The 17201-nt window shown below is 59.9% G+C and carries 13 protein-coding genes and 1 tRNA gene; 8 read left to right on the top strand and 6 right to left on the bottom strand.

What is annotated here, in order from left to right; genetic code table 11:
• Positions 1-5: 5 nt before the first annotated feature.
• Complete coding sequence (locus tag ACWPMX_RS02875) at positions 6-674, bottom strand: DUF2306 domain-containing protein (RefSeq protein WP_455698541.1); 669 nt, start codon at positions 672-674, stop codon at positions 6-8.
• Positions 675-708: 34 nt separating this feature from the next.
• Positions 709-1305: a recombination mediator RecR gene (recR, locus tag ACWPMX_RS02870; protein WP_455698540.1), complete on the bottom strand. Its 597-nt coding sequence runs from the start codon at positions 1303-1305 to the stop codon at positions 709-711.
• 63 nt (positions 1306-1368) lie between these two features.
• Between recR and fmt the strand changes: the two genes are divergently transcribed.
• From fmt to ACWPMX_RS02855, 3 genes are all read left to right on the top strand, one after another.
• Positions 1369-2274: a methionyl-tRNA formyltransferase gene (gene fmt / locus ACWPMX_RS02865; protein ID WP_455698539.1), complete on the top strand. Its 906-nt coding sequence runs from the start codon at positions 1369-1371 to the stop codon at positions 2272-2274.
• Positions 2271-3020 carry a tRNA pseudouridine(38-40) synthase TruA gene (gene truA, locus ACWPMX_RS02860; protein WP_455698538.1) on the top strand — a complete coding sequence of 250 codons (750 nt, stop codon included), beginning with the start codon at positions 2271-2273 and terminating at the stop codon, positions 3018-3020. The genes fmt and truA overlap by 4 nt, the downstream gene beginning before the upstream one ends.
• Before the next feature lie 79 nt (positions 3021-3099).
• Entirely contained in the window at positions 3100-4212 is a 1113-nt protein-coding gene (locus ACWPMX_RS02855) for a zinc-binding dehydrogenase (RefSeq protein WP_455698537.1), read from the top strand.
• A 100-nt stretch (positions 4213-4312) separates the two neighbouring features.
• On the opposite strand, the gene ACWPMX_RS02850 is transcribed toward ACWPMX_RS02855, so the two are convergent.
• Complete coding sequence (locus ACWPMX_RS02850; protein ID WP_455698536.1) at positions 4313-5290, bottom strand: asparaginase; 978 nt, start codon at positions 5288-5290, stop codon at positions 4313-4315.
• 73 nt (positions 5291-5363) lie between these two features.
• Between ACWPMX_RS02850 and ACWPMX_RS02845 the strand changes: the two genes are divergently transcribed.
• Positions 5364-5439, top strand: a tRNA-Val gene (locus ACWPMX_RS02845).
• A 582-nt stretch (positions 5440-6021) separates the two neighbouring features.
• On the opposite strand, the gene ACWPMX_RS02840 is transcribed toward ACWPMX_RS02845, so the two are convergent.
• The 3 genes from ACWPMX_RS02840 to ACWPMX_RS02830 are packed head-to-tail and all read right to left on the bottom strand — an operon-like array spanning position 6022 to position 8254.
• Entirely contained in the window at positions 6022-7566 is a 1545-nt protein-coding gene (locus tag ACWPMX_RS02840) for a recombinase family protein (RefSeq protein WP_455698535.1), read from the bottom strand.
• The gene (locus tag ACWPMX_RS02835; RefSeq protein ID WP_455698534.1) at positions 7563-8054 is read right to left on the bottom strand and encodes a DUF2924 domain-containing protein; all 492 of its coding nucleotides are present in this window, start codon (positions 8052-8054) and stop codon (positions 7563-7565) included. Before ACWPMX_RS02835 ends, ACWPMX_RS02840 begins: the two co-directional genes overlap by 4 nt.
• Complete coding sequence (locus tag ACWPMX_RS02830; protein WP_455698533.1) at positions 8012-8254, bottom strand: DUF3489 domain-containing protein; 243 nt, start codon at positions 8252-8254, stop codon at positions 8012-8014. The genes ACWPMX_RS02835 and ACWPMX_RS02830 overlap by 43 nt, the downstream gene beginning before the upstream one ends.
• Positions 8255-8639: 385 nt before the next feature.
• Between ACWPMX_RS02830 and ACWPMX_RS02825 the strand changes: the two genes are divergently transcribed.
• Genes ACWPMX_RS02825 through ACWPMX_RS02810 form a run of 4 tightly spaced genes read left to right on the top strand, consistent with a single transcriptional unit; the run spans position 8640 to position 17198 of the window.
• Entirely contained in the window at positions 8640-8825 is a 186-nt protein-coding gene (locus ACWPMX_RS02825) for a type II toxin-antitoxin system prevent-host-death family antitoxin (RefSeq protein WP_455698532.1), read from the top strand.
• A 41-nt stretch (positions 8826-8866) separates the two neighbouring features.
• Positions 8867-9943: a DNA cytosine methyltransferase gene (locus tag ACWPMX_RS02820; protein ID WP_455698531.1), complete on the top strand. Its 1077-nt coding sequence runs from the start codon at positions 8867-8869 to the stop codon at positions 9941-9943.
• Complete coding sequence (gene drmD, locus ACWPMX_RS02815) at positions 9943-13092, top strand: DISARM system SNF2-like helicase DrmD (RefSeq protein WP_455698530.1); 3150 nt, start codon at positions 9943-9945, stop codon at positions 13090-13092. The genes ACWPMX_RS02820 and drmD overlap by 1 nt, the downstream gene beginning before the upstream one ends.
• Positions 13089-17198, top strand: coding sequence for an Eco57I restriction-modification methylase domain-containing protein (locus ACWPMX_RS02810; RefSeq protein ID WP_455698529.1), 4110 nt, complete (start codon positions 13089-13091; stop codon positions 17196-17198). Before drmD ends, ACWPMX_RS02810 begins: the two co-directional genes overlap by 4 nt.
• Positions 17199-17201 lie beyond the last annotated feature (3 nt).

Genomic DNA, 17201 nt, shown 5'->3' with positions numbered 1-17201 from the left:
CGGCGTCAACCGACCGGGCGGCGCGCGCGTTTCGGTGCGAAAAGCGATCGTGCCGTCGGCCCCCAGTTGAGCCACGCCTCCGTTACGAGGATCGGCAGGATCAGGGTGAGCCACTCCTTGGTGGTTTCCTGCAGGTCCTCGCTCGGCATGAACGCAAAGACATCGCCTTGCACCCGGTCGATGAGCCGTACCCACACGAAAGCCCCGCCGAGAGCGAATGCGCGGATCGCGAAGCGTCGATGGTTCACGAAGTCGCATCGACGAGCGGCCTGCCACGCGATCGCCGCGAACGCGAACCACAGCAGGCCGAGGATCGTCAACGGCACGCGCGATCCGGGCAGATAGAGCGTCGCGCCGAGGTAAGCCCCCAGCAATCCTGCGATCATGCAGCCTGCCAAGAAAAATCGCCCAAGCCATCGGTGGACCTCGGGCCGCGATCGCCGCAATCCGGGAATGAACTGAAACGGCGCAATGAGAAGGATCGGCGCAGCGACAAGCGCGTGCCCGATGTACCAGACCAACCGATTGAACGTTGTCGCCCCGTCTTGCAACTCAGGCGCGATGACGTCGGCCGCTGAATCGAGGAGAAAATAGACCGTCGTAAGAACGAAGGCACCCCAGAACAGATACCAGAGCGGATGGATCGGCTGGATCGGTTGCGAAGTCGTTGCCACGTTCCCAGTCCCCGCCTGCCTGCCGGGACGAAGGCTACCCCACTGGCCGGCGTGCGCGCAAGGCCTGGGCGAGCGTCCCCTCGTCGAGGTAGTCGAGTTCGCCGCCCACCGGAAGGCCATGGGCGAGCTGAGTGATCCGCACCGGAAAGCCCTCCAGCCGCTCGGCGATGTAGTGCGCGGTGGTCTGGCCTTCGAGCGTGGCGTTCATCGCCAGCACGACCTCGTCCACCCCGCCCTTGGCGACGCGCTCGATCAGCGGGCCGATCGACAGATCTTCCGGCCCCACACCATCCAGAGCCGAGAGTCGCCCTCCGAGAACGTGATAGCGCCCGGTGAACAGCTTCGCCCGGTCGAGCGCCCACAGGTCGGCGACGTCCTCCACCACGCACAGAGCACGCTGGTCGCGGCGCGGGTCGGCGCAGATGCCGCAAGGGTTGGTGGTATCGACGTTGCCGCAGGTCGTGCACTCGACGAGGCGGTCCTGCACTTCGGACAGCGCTTCGACCAACTGGCGCAGCGCGGTCTCGCGCCGCTTGACCAGCCACAGCACCGCCCGCCGCGCGCTGCGCGGGCCGAGGCCGGGCAGGCGGGCCAGCGCACCGGCCAGCGTCTCGATCTCTTGCGATGCCATGGGGCGGAAGATAGGGGCTGCGGTCCCTACGCGAAAGGTTGGTCGTCCGGTTATGCGCCCCAAATGAGAATCGTCTTCATGGGAACACCGGCCTTTTCTGTGCCGACGCTCGCCGCGCTCGACGATGCGGGGCATACCGTCGTCGCGGCCTATACCCAGCCGCCCCGCCCCGCGGGTCGCGGCAAGCAGCTGCAGCCGAGCGCGGTGCAGGTAGAGGCGGAAATCCGCCATATCCCGGTGCTGTCTCCGGTCTCGCTCAGGTCGTCCGAAGCGCAGGCCGAACTCGCCGCGTTCGAGCCGGACCTCGCGGTCGTGGCGGCATACGGGCTGATCTTGCCGCAGGCGGTGCTCGACATCCCGAAGCTCGGCTGTCTCAACGTCCACGCCAGCCTGCTGCCGCACTGGCGCGGTGCGGCGCCGATCCAGCGGTCGATCATGGCGGGCGACCAGGTGACTGGGGTCACGATCATGCGGATGGAGGCCGGGCTCGACACCGGCCCGATGCTTGCCACCGCGCGCACCCCGATCGACGACAAGACCGCGGGCGAGTTGACCGAGGAACTCGCCGAGATCGGCGCGCAGCTGATGGTCGGCACGCTGATCGACCTGCCCATGCTCCACGCCATCCCACAGGACGATGGCCAAGCGAGCTACGCGCCCAAGATCGACAAGGCCGAAGCGAAGATCGACTGGTCGGGCGATGCCGAGGCGATCGAGCGCAAGGTACGCGGGCTCGCCCCGTTTCCGGGCGCGTGGTTCGAACTCGACGGCGAGCGGATCAAGGTGCTCAAGGCGCAGGTCGTCGCGCGCGAGGGCAAGCCGGGCACCACGCTCGACGACGCGCTGGCGATCGGCTGCGGCTTTGCAGCGCTTCGCCCCGTACGCATCCAGCGCGCGGGAAAGCCGGCGATGGCGGTGGAGGATTTTCTGCGCGGCAAGCCCATCCCGGCGGGGACCTTGATCGGTTGACCCGGTTTGCGTTGACCCTTGAATTCGACGGCGGCCCGTTCGCGGGTCTTCAGCGGCAGTCCAACGCGCCGAGCGTGCAGCAGGCCGTCGAGGAGGCGGTGCTGGCGGTGACCGGCGAGACGGTCACCATGGCCGCCGCGGGTCGCACCGATGCCGGGGTCCACGCGCTGGCGATGCGCGCACACCTCGAGATCGAAAAGGCCATCGACGCGTTCCGGCTCATGGAGGCGCTCAACGCACACCTCCGCCCTGCGCCGGTAGCCGTGATCGCCTGCGAGGTGGTGCCGGACGACTGGCACGCGCGGTTCAGTTGCATCGGCCGCGCCTACGAATACCGCATCGTCAACCGCCGCGCGCCGCTGACGCTCGAAGCCGGACGCGCCTGGCACGTCGGCCCCGCGCTCGATGCGGCGGCAATGCATGAGGCGGCGCAGGCCCTCGTTGGGCTGCATGACTTCACGACGTTCCGCTCGGTCCAGTGCCAGGCGGCGAGCCCGGTGAAGACGCTCGACCGGCTCGACGTGCGGCGAGAGGGCGAGCACGTGATCGTGGAGACGGCAGCCCGCAGCTTCCTCCACCACCAGGTGCGCAGCATGGTCGGCTGCCTCGCGCTCGTGGGCATGGGTCGTTGGCAGCCGGACCGCATCGCCGAAGCACTGGCGGCACGCGACCGGCAGGCGCTCGGCCTCAACGCCCCGCCCCACGGGCTCTACTTCGTGAAAGCATTCTACAGCGCCGGAGATTAGTTTCGCCGCGCAACCCTTCCCATCGCGGGCCGCCCGGCGTAGCGAGGCGCCAGAGGACGATTGGGAAAGGATTCATTCGATGGCCAACACCGGCAAGCAGCTCTTCACCACGCTCGGCAGCGACGGCAACCTGACCGTCGAGATCGCCGATACCGAGTTCCCCGACCCGACCGGCAACCAGGTCCTGGTGAAGGTGGAGGCCGCGCCGATCAACCCCAGCGACCTTGCGCTGCTGCTCGGCGGGGCGGACCTTGCGAGCGGCACCTACACCCCCGGCAAACTCGTCGCCCCGATGCCCGAACCGATGCTGTCGGCGATGAAGGCGCGGCACGACCAGCGCCTGCCGGTCGGCAACGAAGGCGCGGGCACCGTCGTCGCGACCGGCGCCAGCGACATGGCGAAGGCGCTGATGGGCCAGCGGGTCGCCTGCGTGCCGGGCCACGCCTATTCGCAATACGCGATTGCCGACGCCAGCATGTGCCTGCCGCTCGGCGACCACAGCGCGGAAGCCGGCGCGTCGAGCTTCGTCAACCCGATGACCGCGCTGGGCTTCGTCGAGAATGCGAAGATGGACGGCCAGAAGGCGATCGTCCACGCGGCGGCCGCTTCAAACCTCGGCCAGATGCTGCTCAAGATCTGCCAGGAAGACGGGATGGAACTCGTCAACATCGTCCGCAAGCCCGAGCAGGAGGCGCTGCTGCGCGACCTCGGCGCGAAGTGGGTGGTCGACAGCTCGTCGCCCGATTTCATGGCCAAGCTGTGCGAGGCGATCGACGCGACCGACGCCTATTACGGGTTCGACCCGATCGGCGGCGGCACCACCGTCGATGCCTGTTTCCGCGCGATGGAGCGCGTCGCGGCGGGCAAGATGAGCACCTACAACCGTTATGGTTCCAACCAGCAGAAGACGATGCACATCTACGGCCGGCTCGACACCGGGCCGACAATCCTCACGCCCGCCTACGGCTTCGGCTGGACGCTCAAGGGCTGGCTGCTGACCCCGTTCCTCGCAATGGCCGGAACCGACACGATGCTGCGGATGCGCCAGCGCGTGCTCGACAATCTGTCGACGACGTTCGCGAGCAGCTACAAGACGCGCGTCACGCTGGAACAGATGCTCGAGCAGGACGCGGCCACCGATTATCGCCAGATGAAGACCGGCGAAAAGTACCTCGTCACGCCGTGGGGGTAGAAGCACCGGGCCCGGAATAAATCCGGGCTGACTGTCGAAGGGCGAGTTGCCATCACTTCGTCACCCCGGACCTGTTCCGGGGTCGGTGCTCGTTCTGCCCTTATCGCCTGTCGAATTCGACCTGCAGGCGGGCGCGATCGGCGATCCCGCTTGCGAGGCACACCTGCAGCAGGATACGCGCCTTGGCCGGCCCCAGCCCGCGCGCCGCGACGAAGCCGAGCGCGTCGTCGTCCACCTCGAGATTGCGGTCGACCGAGCCTTGGTCGACTCGGCTCGAGCGGACGACCGGCACCTCGGTCGCGGATAGGGCGTCGATCACCGCGCCGCTCGCGTTGCCCTGCCCCAGTCCCGCGAGGACGATACCTTGATCGCCGCTTCCCAGCGCGCAACCGACGGTGTCCGCCTCCATCCCGGCATAGGCATACAGGATCGCGACCTTCGGCAGCGTATCCGGCCACGCGAACCGCGCGCCCCGCCCCGTCCGGTCGGGCGGGCCGAACCAGTCGAGCGAAGTCGGCGTCACGTTGGCGATCGGTCCGCGCGGAAAGCCGCGAAACGCCTCCGCCCCGCCGGTCGCCGCCTTGCGCACGTCGATCGCGGCGAAGACCTGATCGCTCATTACGACGAGCACGCCCCGCCCCGCCGCCTGCGCGTCGCCCGCCACGCGCACCGCGTTGGCGAGGTTGCGCATCCCGTCGCTGCCGACCGCGTCGGCCGGCCGCATCGCCCCGACGAGGATCACCGGCTTGCCCGCGGGCAGCGTGAGGTCGAGCAGAAACGCGGTCTCCTCGGCGGTATCGGTGCCGTGGGTCACGATGACGCCGTCGACCGCTTCGTCGGCAAGCGCGGCGGAAACCTCGCGGTGAAGCGCATCCCACTGGATCCAGCCGATGTCCTGCGATCCGATCGCGGCGATGTCGCGCCCATCGAAGCTGGCGTCGAGGCCCAGGCCCTCGGCCGCCTCCAGCAGGTCCGCGACCCCGATCTGGCCGGGACGATAGGCACGCTCGGTCGCCGAACCGGCACTCCCGGCGATGGTGCCCCCGGTGGCGAGCAGGCGAATGCGCGGTGCTGTCATGCCCGGCGCCCTAGCCCCGATTGACCCGCCGCGAAACCCGACTAGAAGCGCCCCCGCATGCACCCGCAAACGGGGGCGATTAGCTCAGTTGGTAGAGCGCCTCCTTTACACGGAGGATGTCGGCGGTTCGAGCCCGTCATCGCCCACCATTCAGTCACTATCTTCGCCGGAAATCATTTTCTGCGGGATAGTAGACTGGCCATTCCCTCCGACATTTCCGATATTTACGCACGAGTTGGAAAGCCTTTGCGCCTTGCAAGAGACTGAATTGGTCATCAAACAGAGGGCGATATTCGGTGCAGTTTCTCTGCTGGCTAATTTCGAGGTCGGAGGATGCATTGCACTAATGTTGGCGAATTGATGCGGGTTTGATGCGCGTTTTGCAAATGCACGCTTTGCGCCCTGATGTCAGACGGAGGGCTCGGACTTCGCGGCTCTCAAGAGCGGACATCCATCATACCGAGCTTAAGAATTGAGCTAGACGCGACCCCGAACGGAGGAGGGTAGGCTAGGACACTGCGAAGCACGTGACTGCCCGATTTGTTGAACCACCCAGCCGAGGTGACTATCTTGAACCCGCATCCGCGCTTGCTTTAGAGCGTTGAAGATTGCGTCGGAAACCTGCCTGTTATGCATTTCACTCAATAGGTGTGTGCGATAAAGGGCCGGCGGGGCGGCTTGCTGGAAGCATCGGGATCAGAGTAAGCCGGGCAGCCTAAGAGCCCCTGCTTTCATCCAAATCCCAGCAGCTCGCGTTGGCTCGCCCAATCTAGAGGCAGGTTGTTGACACGCGCCAGGAACTGGCGGTTCATATGTGAAGGCTGCTTCCCATCGAGAATGGCGACGGTAATGTCGGGCGGCAGATAGGCAAGGCGCAGCAGCCTGCAGAAATACTGCTTCGATAGACCAAGGCGGTCGGCTGCGGCATCAATCGAGCCAATGGCTGGATCTTCTATTACTGCCCTCGCCTGGACCGCGCGGACAATCAGCTTGATGAGTGAGGGATCTCGCCGTGCCTCGGCCCACCCCTGTCCCGGCGCATTGATCCTTACCTCACCGCCGCAGTGGATAAATTCCGCCCCGATGGTGACAGGTTCATCTGTTCCGGCGAAGAGGATTTCGACCCGATCAGAGTCAACCTTCACCCTCTCGACGTATTCAAGGACGAGCTCGCGTGATGGAGTTGGCCCTTCCCAGCTGGCCTCGGTCTTCGTCGCCAGCTCATGGATCACCAGCTTCTCGATCTCGTTTGCAGGCAAGCGGTGGATGCGAAGTACTGGTCGTTCTTTGTCCTTCTGGCTGGCGTAATAACGATAGCGCTGCCCTTTCTTGCTTGCGTGGTCTGGGGTCATCCGCCGTCCTTCCCCATCCCAGATAATACCAGCTAGCAAGCTAGCTTGTACGGCGTGCTCTCCATATTTGCGCCTGACCCGGTTCAGCGACAATCGCGTCGCAACCTTCTCAAACGTCTCCGGGTCGATGATGCCATCGTGCTCGCCTGGATAAGATTTGCCCTGATGGGTAATCTCGCCGAGGTAGATGCGGTTTGCGAGCATCTGGTAGAGCGCGCCCCTGCTGAAGTTACAGCCCCCGTAGATCCGGCCATCCTTGAGGATGCGCTGCCTGGTTCTGATACCTTGCTCAAGAAGATCCGATTGCAGCAAATAGACCGATCCCAGTTCGAGATATCGGTTGAAGATGTATCGAACCTTCTCGGCTTCCTCGGGCACGACGAGCAGTTTGCGGTCCTTGATCTCGTACCCGAGCGGCACCACCCCACCCATCCACATGCCACGCTTCTTGGATGCTGCGATCTTGTCGCGGATACGCTCGCCCGTGACCTCGCGCTCGAACTGGGCGAAGGACAGGAGCACGTTTAGGGTCAGTCTACCCATGGAGTTGGTTGTGTTGAATGCCTGCGTGACACTGACAAAGGACGCACCGCACTTGTCGAGGGTGTCGACGATCCGGGCGAAGTCAGCCAAGCTACGGGTGAGCCGATCGACCTTGTAGACGACAATGATATCGATCTTCCCCGCTTCGACGTCCTCCATCAGCTGCTGCAAACCAGGTCGATCCATTGAACCACCTGAGAAGCCACCGTCATCGTAGAGCTCATCGATCGCTTCCCAGCCTTCATGTGCCTGGCTGAGGATGAAGGCGGCACAGGCCTCTCGCTGAGCATCCAAGCTGTTGAACGACTGTTCGAGCCCTTCCTCGGTCGACTTGCGGGTATAGATCGCGCAGCGACGGCGTTTTGGGGTGTCTCGCGTCATTCCGTGGCACCCGCCCGACCCTTTAGCCCGAAAAAGCGTGGTCCTGACCAGGCCGCACCGGTGATCTCGCGCGCAATCTGGGTAAGCGAGGAAAAGTGTCGGTCTTCGAACTCGAAGCCTTCCTCGAGCACCGTCACGCAATAGGCCTTGCCATGCCAATCGCGGACCAGTCGCGAGCCGGGTTTGAGCGATTGCGACTGGCCAATGTCAATATCGCCCTCTGTCGTGAGTTGCTCGGAAAGGCGGTCAAGCTCACGAAGTCTCGCAGGGGGCAAGCCGCCATGAAGCTTTTCCTGCAGGCGCCAAGCAATTGCGCGCTTCATCTGGCTGGGTGTCATTCCATCGACCAGAGTCTGGCCCCGGTGCAAGCGGCGCCATTCGGCCCGAAGCCGGGCTGGCGACATCGTCTCCAGCCCAGCGAGTTGTTCATCAATGTGCGCCATGCTCAGCGCTCGATGCGCCAGCAGGTTTCGCCGCTCGGGCGACATTCGCGAACCACCTCGTATCCCTTCTTGCGCAGGCCAGTCATGAAGGCGCGCGCGCTGTGCGGCTGCCAGCCGGTCGTCTCAGTCATCTCAGCCAGCGAAGCGCCCTTGGCGCGTGACAGCAGTTTCTCGACGCAGAAGGCCTTGGTTGGGCCTTTGGTCTTGGTTGGATGTGGCAAATTGGACGTTGATTCTATGGTCATCTGAGGTCTCCTTTTGGGAGCGAGCAACGTGCTGCTCCCACCGCCTCAGGCCCCATCAACCGGCTGGTTCGGGGCTGCGCCTCACCTCAGCGACGCGCTTGGACCAATGCTCGTTTTCGTTCGGAAGTCGAATGAACAATTGAGATACTTGCCGATTCTTCTGGGAAGAGGTGAAAAGAACCTCGTGATCAAATTATCGGAGGTGCGCTCGCAGATATCCGTATCTGCTGCGCAAGCTGGTGATCGAGCGGCCATCCACGTGTGGTGTACCGTCGTGACATACAGACTCAGGAACACGACAGAACGTGGAAATCATCGCACCTTCTGTTTGAAATGCACGACCATTTAGTCCACTATAGCCAAAATAGCCAATGCGGGTGTCGCTATGAAAACCATTTCCGCAAGGGATGCCAAGAACGGTTTTGGATTGCTGATCGACACTGCTTTGGTTGAGCCGGTCACTATCGAAAAGCACGGAAGGGCAGTCGTCGTCGTTGTCTCGGTCGAAGAGTATGACCGATTGTCCGCGGCTGTTGGTCAAGCGTCCCAGGCTGATGAAGAGAATCTTTGAAACCGTCAGGATGGGTCATGCGGAGGATTGAGGGGCGTGGAGTGCAAGAGAGGAAAGCTACTGGCAGTCGAATAGCTGCGGTCGATCTGTTTTGTGGTGTGGGAGGGCTGACGCGAGGCCTTGAAAAGGCAGGTATTGATGTTCGGCTAGGCGTCGACATCGATCCGCATTGCGAGTATCCCTACAATGCCAACAACAAGGCGGCTTTTCTGCTGCAATCGGTAGCAGACCTCACATCGGCGGGCTTGAACGAGATCGTTTCCGACGCCCCTTACACACTACTCGCCGGTTGTGCGCCCTGCCAACCATTCTCGACATATCAGCACAAACTCGGACCTGACGATGGACGGTGGCACCTGCTCCGATATTTCGGGCAACTGGCTGCTGAAATGAAGCCCGATTTGGTCACGATGGAGAACGTGCCCAATCTCGCCAAGCAATCGATTTTTTCCGAGTTCATCAAGTTCTTGGAAGTCAGTGGATTCCATGTAAGCCATCAGGTCGTGAATTGCGCAGACTACGGTGTCCCGCAGCAGCGGCAAAGGCTTGTTTTGCTGGCATCCAGACTTGGACCGATAAATCTCATCTCGCCCCTGTATGAGGGACGGCACAAGACCGTTCGAGAAGCCATACATGCCTTGCCACAAATCCGGGCGGGAGGCGTTTGTTCGGAGGACCCGCTCCATCAATCGTCCGAACTGTCCGACCTCAACCTAGAGCGCATTAAAGCTTCGAGGCCTGGCGGTACATGGCGAGACTGGGACAGCGATCTCGTTGCAGACTGCCACAAGCGAAGCAGTGGGAAAACATATCCTAGCGTTTACGGGCGGATGGTCTGGGACGAACCGGCACCCACAATGACCACTCAATTCTTCGGTTTCGGGAATGGGCGCTTCGGACACCCGGAACAGGATCGTGCAATCTCGCTGAGAGAGGGGGCGATACTTCAAAGCTTCCCGAAAGGTTACAAATTCGTGGCCAAGGGCGAGCCCGTCTATCGAAAGATCATTGGTCGCCTCATCGGCAATGCCGTGCCGGTGAAACTCGCCGAAGCTGTCGGCAAGAGTGTTGTTCGGCACGTGGAGGAGTATTCCAAGCCGGCGAAACGGGCTGCGTAATGTCCAGCGCTGCTTCCGCAACCAGAGAAGTCGAAGCTCCAGTAGTAGCGCCGCCCGAACCGGGCCAACTCGTCGAAGTGCGAAGACGCCAGTGGGTGGTTGCCGATGTGGAGGCTTCCGTTGGCGAAGGCCATCTCCAATCACGCCAACATTGTTTGACCTTGGCGTCGATAGACGAAGACAGTCTCGGTGAAGAACTCGAAGTCATATGGGAGATCGAACCCGGAGCTCATATCATCGAGAAAGCCGGCTTGCCCTCGATCACTGGCCGAGATGGAACCGAACGCCTCGAAGCATTTTTGGATGCCGTCAGATGGGGAGCGGCGACGAACGCCGACCGTGGCTTCTTGCAAGCGCCGTTTCGAAGTGGCGTAAGCATCGAAGATTTCCAGCTCGATCCGTTGGTTCGTGCGATCGATATGGCGCGAGCCAATCTCTTGATCGCGGACGACGTCGGTCTCGGCAAGACGATCGAAGCCGGATTGGTCATCCAAGAATTGTTGCTGCGTCACCGCGCGCGCACCGTGATGGTAATTTGCCCCGCATCGCTTCAGGAAAAGTGGCGCATCGAAATGCTCGAAAAGTTCGGGCTCGAATTCCAGATCGTCAACACCGACTACATCAAGGAGCTCAGGCGCAACCGCGGCATTCATGCGAACCCCTGGACTTCGTATCCCCGCCTCATCGTCTCCGTGGATTGGCTGAAATCTGGCGAGCCGCTGCGGACGTTGCGCGATGTCCTGCCACCTCATGCAAGCTATCCTCGCAAGTTCGACATTTTGGTGGTCGACGAGGCTCATAATGTCGCTCCGGCGGGGTCGGCGCATTATGCGCTCGAAAGCCAGCGCACTCGTCTCATTCGAAGAATTGCGCCGCATTTCCAGCATCGCCTGTTCCTCACCGCCACGCCGCACAACGGCTATACGGAATCATTCACCTCGCTCCTCGAATTGCTCGACGATCAACGATTTTCGCGGAACATCCTGCCGGACGATAAGCAGCTCTCGCAAGTGATGATCAGGCGACTGAAAACTGACTTGGTCGATAGCGAAGGCAAGCCGCTCTACCCGAAACGAAACCTTCAAGCCCTTTCCGTGCCGTTCACCGACGACGAACGAGCGATTCATCAGACGCTCGACGCCTATTGCAAGAGCCGAGAGCAGACATCGCGTGACGCCGGCTTCGCAGGCACGAAGTTCGTCAACAGTTTGCTCAAGAAACGACTGTTTTCCTCGCCAGCCGCCTTCGCGTCGACTTTGGAGAAGCACTTCGCGACGCTGACTTCGGACAAACCCGCTCGAAAGAACGACTCCATGGCGGAGCGTATCTTGAGGAAAGCGATCCAAAAGGCAGAGGAAGACTATGCGGACGACGGACAGGCCGAAACGGCACAGGAAGAAGCCGTAGAAGAGGCGAGCAAGCGTGCAGCGCCGCTGACCGGTGAAGAGCTCCGCCTTCTCGACCGAATGCGCGATTGGGCGCACAGGAATGCACAGCGAGCGGACTCGAAAGCCCGTGCGATTGTCGATTGGATCGGAGCCAATCTCAAGACGAGCGGGGAATGGACTGACCGGCGAGTCATTCTTTTCACCGAATACCGCACGACCCATCAGTGGCTCCACCAAATCCTCGCAGCGAACGAGTTTGGTGGCGACAGGCTCGCGGTGATTCATGGGGGAATGGATCACGACGAACGCGAAGTCGTGAAAGCGGCTTTCCAAACGAACCCCAAGGATGCCCCGGTTCGCATTCTCCTGGCGACCGATGCCGCTTCCGAGGGGATCGACTTGCAGAATTATTGTAACTGCATGATCCACATCGAAATTCCTTACAATCCGAACGTGATGGAACAGCGGAACGGCCGGATAGATCGTCATGGGCAGCGCCACGACGAAGTCTTGATCTGGCACCCTGTCGACGGAGGTGCGGCCGACGAAGACAGTCTGGGCGGCCATAAGGACGACATCATTCGTGCGCTCCGGAAGCTCGAAGCCATGCGTGAAGATATGGGAAGTGTGAATCCCGTTATCGCGCCGCAATTGGCCGGTCTGATCGAAGGCACAAGACGAGAGCTGGACACGCGCGAGGCAGAAGCGCGGGCGGCAAAAGCGAAGCGCTTCGTTCGTGCAGAGAGGCAACTCAAGGAACGCATCGCGCGATTGCACGAACGCCTCCAGGAAACGCAAAAGGACTTTCACCTTACCCCAGACCGTATCTGCGCCGCGGTGAAAGCCGGTCTTGCATTGGCTGAGAAGCCTCCACTCATTCCAGTAGAACTCGAAGGCGCCCCTTCAGGAGCGGTTTTCGAAATGCCGGCCCTGACCGGTTCATGGGCGCGCTGCATGGAAGGTCTAAGGCATCCCTATACGGGCAAATTGCGACCCATCACTTTCGATCATGCCGTCGCCAAGAATCGTGACGACGTCGTTCTGATCCATCTCAACCATCGCCTCGTTCAAATGTGCCTTCGACTGATGCGGGCGGAGGTCTGGGCGCAGGACGACGTGAAGAAGCTAAACCGCGTCGACGTCCGAACGGTTCCGGATACCGATTTGGACGAACCCGCGGTCGTTCTCGTTTCGCGTTTGGTCATAACGGGCGGCAACCACCACAGGCTTCACGAGGAACTGACGGTGGCTGGCGGCTATCTCAAGGAAGGCAGTTTCGCACGCGAACAGCGTGTCACGCAGGTCAATGAATGGCTCGCTGCGGCTTCCGATTGCGAAATCTCGCAATCATTGTTCGATGGCCTGGCCGGCCGCTTCTCGAAGCAAGAGGAAGCGCTCTTGCAGACTGTAGAGGCTCGATCGCGCGATCGCCTCCGCAATCTCGAATCCACGTTGGAAAACCGCAAACAACAAGAGATCAAGAACATCCGCACTGTTCTGAGCGAGCTCGCCAAAGCGATAGAGGCCGAATTGAAGAAGGATACGGAGCCTCAACAGTTAGCCTTGTTCAGTGAAGACGAGAGGTTGCAGGTGCGTCGCGATACGGATTCACTCCGGGCGCGTCTGGCCCGAATACCAGCCGAAGAGACCGAAGAAATCGCTGCCATCGAGCAGCGCTACGAGGGCTTCGCAGCAAGGACATTCCCGGTTGCGGTCATCTTTCTCTTGCCGAAATCGCAGGCGCGGGAGGGCGGCGTATGACCACTACGAGTCAACACGCCGAATGGCTGTCCCTGATCGATATTTCGGGTCCCTTTTTGGCAGAGCCTGTCCTCAAGGAGGCGTTCCCGCAGGGCTTGGAGGAGATCGAATCCTCCAAACGTAGAACGCTTCGCCAGGCCTATGACGAGTGGCGCGAAGCTCATGAACTCGACGATCCTGACCTACCAGCCCTTCACGCAGCGTGGGTCGATCTCGTTCTTCGCCAAGGGCTCGAATTAGATGAAGACGGGACTGGGGACGTATTCAAGGCCCAGGCTGATTTGCCGGAATCCGTCCGTTGCGACATTCCCGAACGCGGTGTCACTTTGCGTCCGGACTATGCGGTCGTGAACGACCAAAAGGCCGACGAGCCCTTGATGCTCGTATCCGTCTATGAACCGTTCACTGCACTGGACGAGCCATTGAAGATCGACGGTTGGCCGGCCAGCCCCTCCGAACGCATGGTCGAGCTGTGCCGAGCGAACGGAGTTCGGCTGGGGCTTGTCACAAATGGCGAGCGCTGGATGTTGGTCGACGCTCCTGTCGGTGCGGTAACGAGCTTTGCCAGTTGGTACGCCAATCTTTGGGGGCAAGAACCGAAGACCTTGCAAGCGTTCGTCAATCTCCTCGGAGTCAGGCGCTTCTTCGTCGATCGTAGCGAACAACTGCCTGCGCTCTTGGACGAGTCCCTCAAACTTCAAGACGAAGTTACCGATGCGCTCGGCGAACAAGTGCGCAGAGCTGTCGAGGTGCTGATTCAAAGGCTCGATCGGGCCGACCTGGACTTGAATCGAACGCTCCTGGATGGCGTCACCCCGACAGAGCTATATGAGTCTGCTCTGACGGTGATGATGCGAACCGTCTTTTTGCTTTCGGCGGAAGAGCGCGGCCTCCTCTTGTTGGGAGACGAACGTTACGAGGCCAACTACGCGGTTTCGACTTTGCGTATGCAGCTACGCGGCGAGGCCGAAGAAATCCTCGAACGCCGGCAGGATGCATGGTCACGGCTATTGGCGATCTTCCGAGCTGTTTACGGAGGCATTGAACACGAGGCGATGCGATTGCCTGCTCTTGGGGGATCGCTGTTCGACCCGGACCGCTTTCCGTTCCTGGAAGGTCGCTCGAAGGGCTCGTGCTGGAAAACCGATCCGGCGAGGCCGCTCCCGATCGACAATCGGACGGTCCTTTTGCTGCTTGACGCCGTTCAGCTCCTCCAAGGAAGAACGCTTTCCTACCGTGCGCTCGATGTCGAGCAGATTGGCTACGTTTACGAAGGCCTGCTCGAACGTACCGTGGTGCGCGCCAAGGATGTGACGCTCGACCTCGATGCGACAAAGAACGCCAAGAAGCCATGGGTCACGCTCGACGAGCTGGAAGATGCCGCAGCGAAAAGTGACGCTGCGGTTGCGAATTTGCTCAAGGAGCGAACCGGCAGTGCCGCAAGCCGGGTATCGAACGATCTTGCGAAGAAGGTCGAAGAGGCCGAGGCTGACAAGCTGTTGACAGCTTGCCATGGCGATCAAGTGCTGCGCGATAGCATCAGACCTTATTTTCACTTACTGCGTTCTGATAGTTGGGGTTATCCGCTCGTTTATCCGGTCAGAACCTTCATGGTCACAACGGGCGCGGATCGTCGGGAGACCGGAACGCACTACACACCCAAGTCGCTTACCGAAGCTATCGTCAAAGAGACTTTGGAGCCGATCGCTTATGTCGGTCCGGCAGAGGGCAAACCAAGAGAGGAATGGAAGCTCAAATCTCCCGCAGAAATCCTTGATCTCAAAGTTTGCGATCCAGCAATGGGGTCCGGAGCGTTTCTGGTTCAAGTATGTCGCTGGCTCTCCGAGCGTCTCGTTGAAGCTTGGAGCGAAAGCGAGGCTTCCGGAAACGCACTTACAGCGGAAGGAATCGTGGTCGAGAAACGCAACGGTCACGAGCCACTTCGAGACGACCCGGAAGAGCGACTGCTCACTGCCCGACGTTTGATTGCTGAACGCTGCTTATACGGCGTGGATATGAATCCGCTTGCTGTCGAGTTGGCGAAGCTCTCGATTTGGCTCGTCACGCTTGCGAAGGGGCGGCCATTCGGCTTTCTCGATCACAACCTACGTTCTGGAGACAGCCTTCTAGGTATCACCGATCTCGACCAGCTGCTCTACCTCGACATACAGCCCGGCAAGGGCAGTACGAAAAAGTTGTTCGCCGCCAAGATAGATCAGGCTGTGACCGACGCGATATCTCTCCGCTCGGAGCTAAGAAGCAAGCCAATTCGCGATATCCGTGACATTGAAACGATGTCGACTCTGGACGCAGAGGCGAGGGGAAAACTCGTCCTGCCCGAATTGATCGCCGATGCCCTAATTGGTGATGTTCTCGCCGCTGGAGGCAAGAAAGCCAAGTTGACTGGCCTGTCTATTGAAGCGGGCGAAGCGATTAACGGCAGCGCGGAAGCTGCGGCATCACTACGTAAACGCGCCGTGTCTGCGCTGAGTGTGGAGCTGTCTGTTGGTAGAAGCCCTAGGCAACCGTTTCATTGGCCGCTCGAATTTCCGGAAGTTTTCGCCCGCCAGGTTAGGGGCTTCGATGCCATTGTGGGAAATCCCCCATTCTTGGGAGGCAAGCGGATTGCTGGCGCCATGGGCCGAAAATACCTGAATTACCTAATAAATGTTGTCGGCGGGGGTGTGAAGGGTTCGGCGGATCTGATCGCCTACTTCTTCCTGCGAATTGTAGAAGTCTTGGGCCTCGACAGAACGACTGGCCTGATTGCCTCCAATTCGATTGCGGAGGGTGGTACGCGTGAAGTTGGCCTTGAGGGAATCAGATCTAATGGCTCTACGATCTATAGGGCTGTTTCGGGCCAAGTTTGGCCGGGGAAGGCCAATGTAGTCACAAGCCAAGTCTTTATCTTTAACGGTTTATGGACGGGGCTACGGCTCCTGGATGGCAAAGCCGTCACTTCGATCTCGGCTTATCTAACTGATCGGGACAATTGGGAGCCGGTCAAACTAGCGGTCAATCGCGGACGAGTTCACCAAGGTTCAGTTCTATTAGGAAAAGGATTTATCATTGACGCAAAGGAAGCAGCGGAGATTATTGCTTCAGACGGAAAATCGTCGCGTATTGTTTTCCCATATTTAAGTGGTCAGGATGTAAATCAGGATTCTCGGCACAACACGAATCGATGGGTAATCAATTTTTGGGATTGGGATGAAGTCAAGGCAAAGGAATTTTCACTAGCTCTATTTGAGATGCTCGAAGGTGCCGTCAAACCAGAGCGCGAGCAGATGAAGAGTATGGGCGGAAGTGCAGATACATTTTGGCGACACCTTTGGTATAGAGCGGAATTATATCATGAATTGGGGTATCATGAATACTTTTCAGATCATCCCGATGGTTGGTCACCCGAAACTAAGTCGCCCGAAACCGTCTTAGTGTTTGCGACTGGTGCTTCAAAATACCCGTGCTTCACATTCGTTAAAAACGAATATGTATTCGGTCACAGTCTGTGCGTAATCCCAAGGGCAAACTACTCTATTTTTGCGACATTATCGTCTGATATTCACGCGGTTTGGGCCTTCGAGCATGGATCACGTTTGCATGAACGTCTTCGGTACACCCATGGCGATGTTTTTGAAACATTCCCGTTTCCAGAAGGCGTGTTAGAGGGTGGTATGGGAGAATTAGCCGAGCTTGGCTGCCAGTTTTTTGTGGCGCGCAGTGAGTATATGGTAATGAATAGCAAGGGGATGACGAAATTCTATAATGATTTTCATGACCCTGATTGCGAAAACGACGCCATTATTTCTTGTCGGGAATTGCAGATTGAGATCAATGAAGCTGTTCTTTGCGCTTATAAATTTAGTAAGATAGACCTCGACATTGGCTTTCACGAAGTCGGTTATCTGCCGCCAGACAAAAGCACTCGCTTCACGATGAGCGATGCCGCGCGGGGTCAGATTTTGGCGAAGCTTGCGCTACTCAACAAGGAACGGCACGAGGCTGAGGTAAGCGAAAAAACGGCGCCGAAGTCCCGAAAATCGAAACAATCTTCCGGTCCTGATGACGCCGGCGATCTATTCGCTCGGCGGGAATGGGCGGACTAGTCG

The organism is Tsuneonella sp. HG094, from assembly GCF_053819285.1.
This window is presented reverse-complemented; position numbering and strand designations above follow the sequence as displayed.

What these genes read in the sequence shown, in the direction of transcription:
- ACWPMX_RS02810 (WP_455698529.1), top strand. Translation starts at nt 13,089, where the DNA reads ATGACCACTACGAGTCAACACGCCGAATGGCTGTCCCTGATCGATATT.
- fmt (WP_455698539.1), top strand. Translation starts at nt 1,369, where the DNA reads ATGAGAATCGTCTTCATGGGAACACCGGCCTTTTCTGTGCCGACGCTC.
- recR (WP_455698540.1), bottom strand. Translation starts at nt 1,305, where the DNA reads ATGGCATCGCAAGAGATCGAGACGCTGGCCGGTGCGCTGGCCCGCCTG.
- ACWPMX_RS02835 (WP_455698534.1), bottom strand. Translation starts at nt 8,054, where the DNA reads ATGTCGCCCGAGCGGCGAAACCTGCTGGCGCATCGAGCGCTGAGCATG.
- drmD (WP_455698530.1), top strand. Translation starts at nt 9,943, where the DNA reads ATGTCCAGCGCTGCTTCCGCAACCAGAGAAGTCGAAGCTCCAGTAGTA.
- ACWPMX_RS02840 (WP_455698535.1), bottom strand. Translation starts at nt 7,566, where the DNA reads ATGACGCGAGACACCCCAAAACGCCGTCGCTGCGCGATCTATACCCGC.
- ACWPMX_RS02850 (WP_455698536.1), bottom strand. Translation starts at nt 5,290, where the DNA reads ATGACAGCACCGCGCATTCGCCTGCTCGCCACCGGGGGCACCATCGCC.
- ACWPMX_RS02825 (WP_455698532.1), top strand. Translation starts at nt 8,640, where the DNA reads ATGAAAACCATTTCCGCAAGGGATGCCAAGAACGGTTTTGGATTGCTG.
- ACWPMX_RS02830 (WP_455698533.1), bottom strand. Translation starts at nt 8,254, where the DNA reads ATGACCATAGAATCAACGTCCAATTTGCCACATCCAACCAAGACCAAA.
- ACWPMX_RS02855 (WP_455698537.1), top strand. Translation starts at nt 3,100, where the DNA reads ATGGCCAACACCGGCAAGCAGCTCTTCACCACGCTCGGCAGCGACGGC.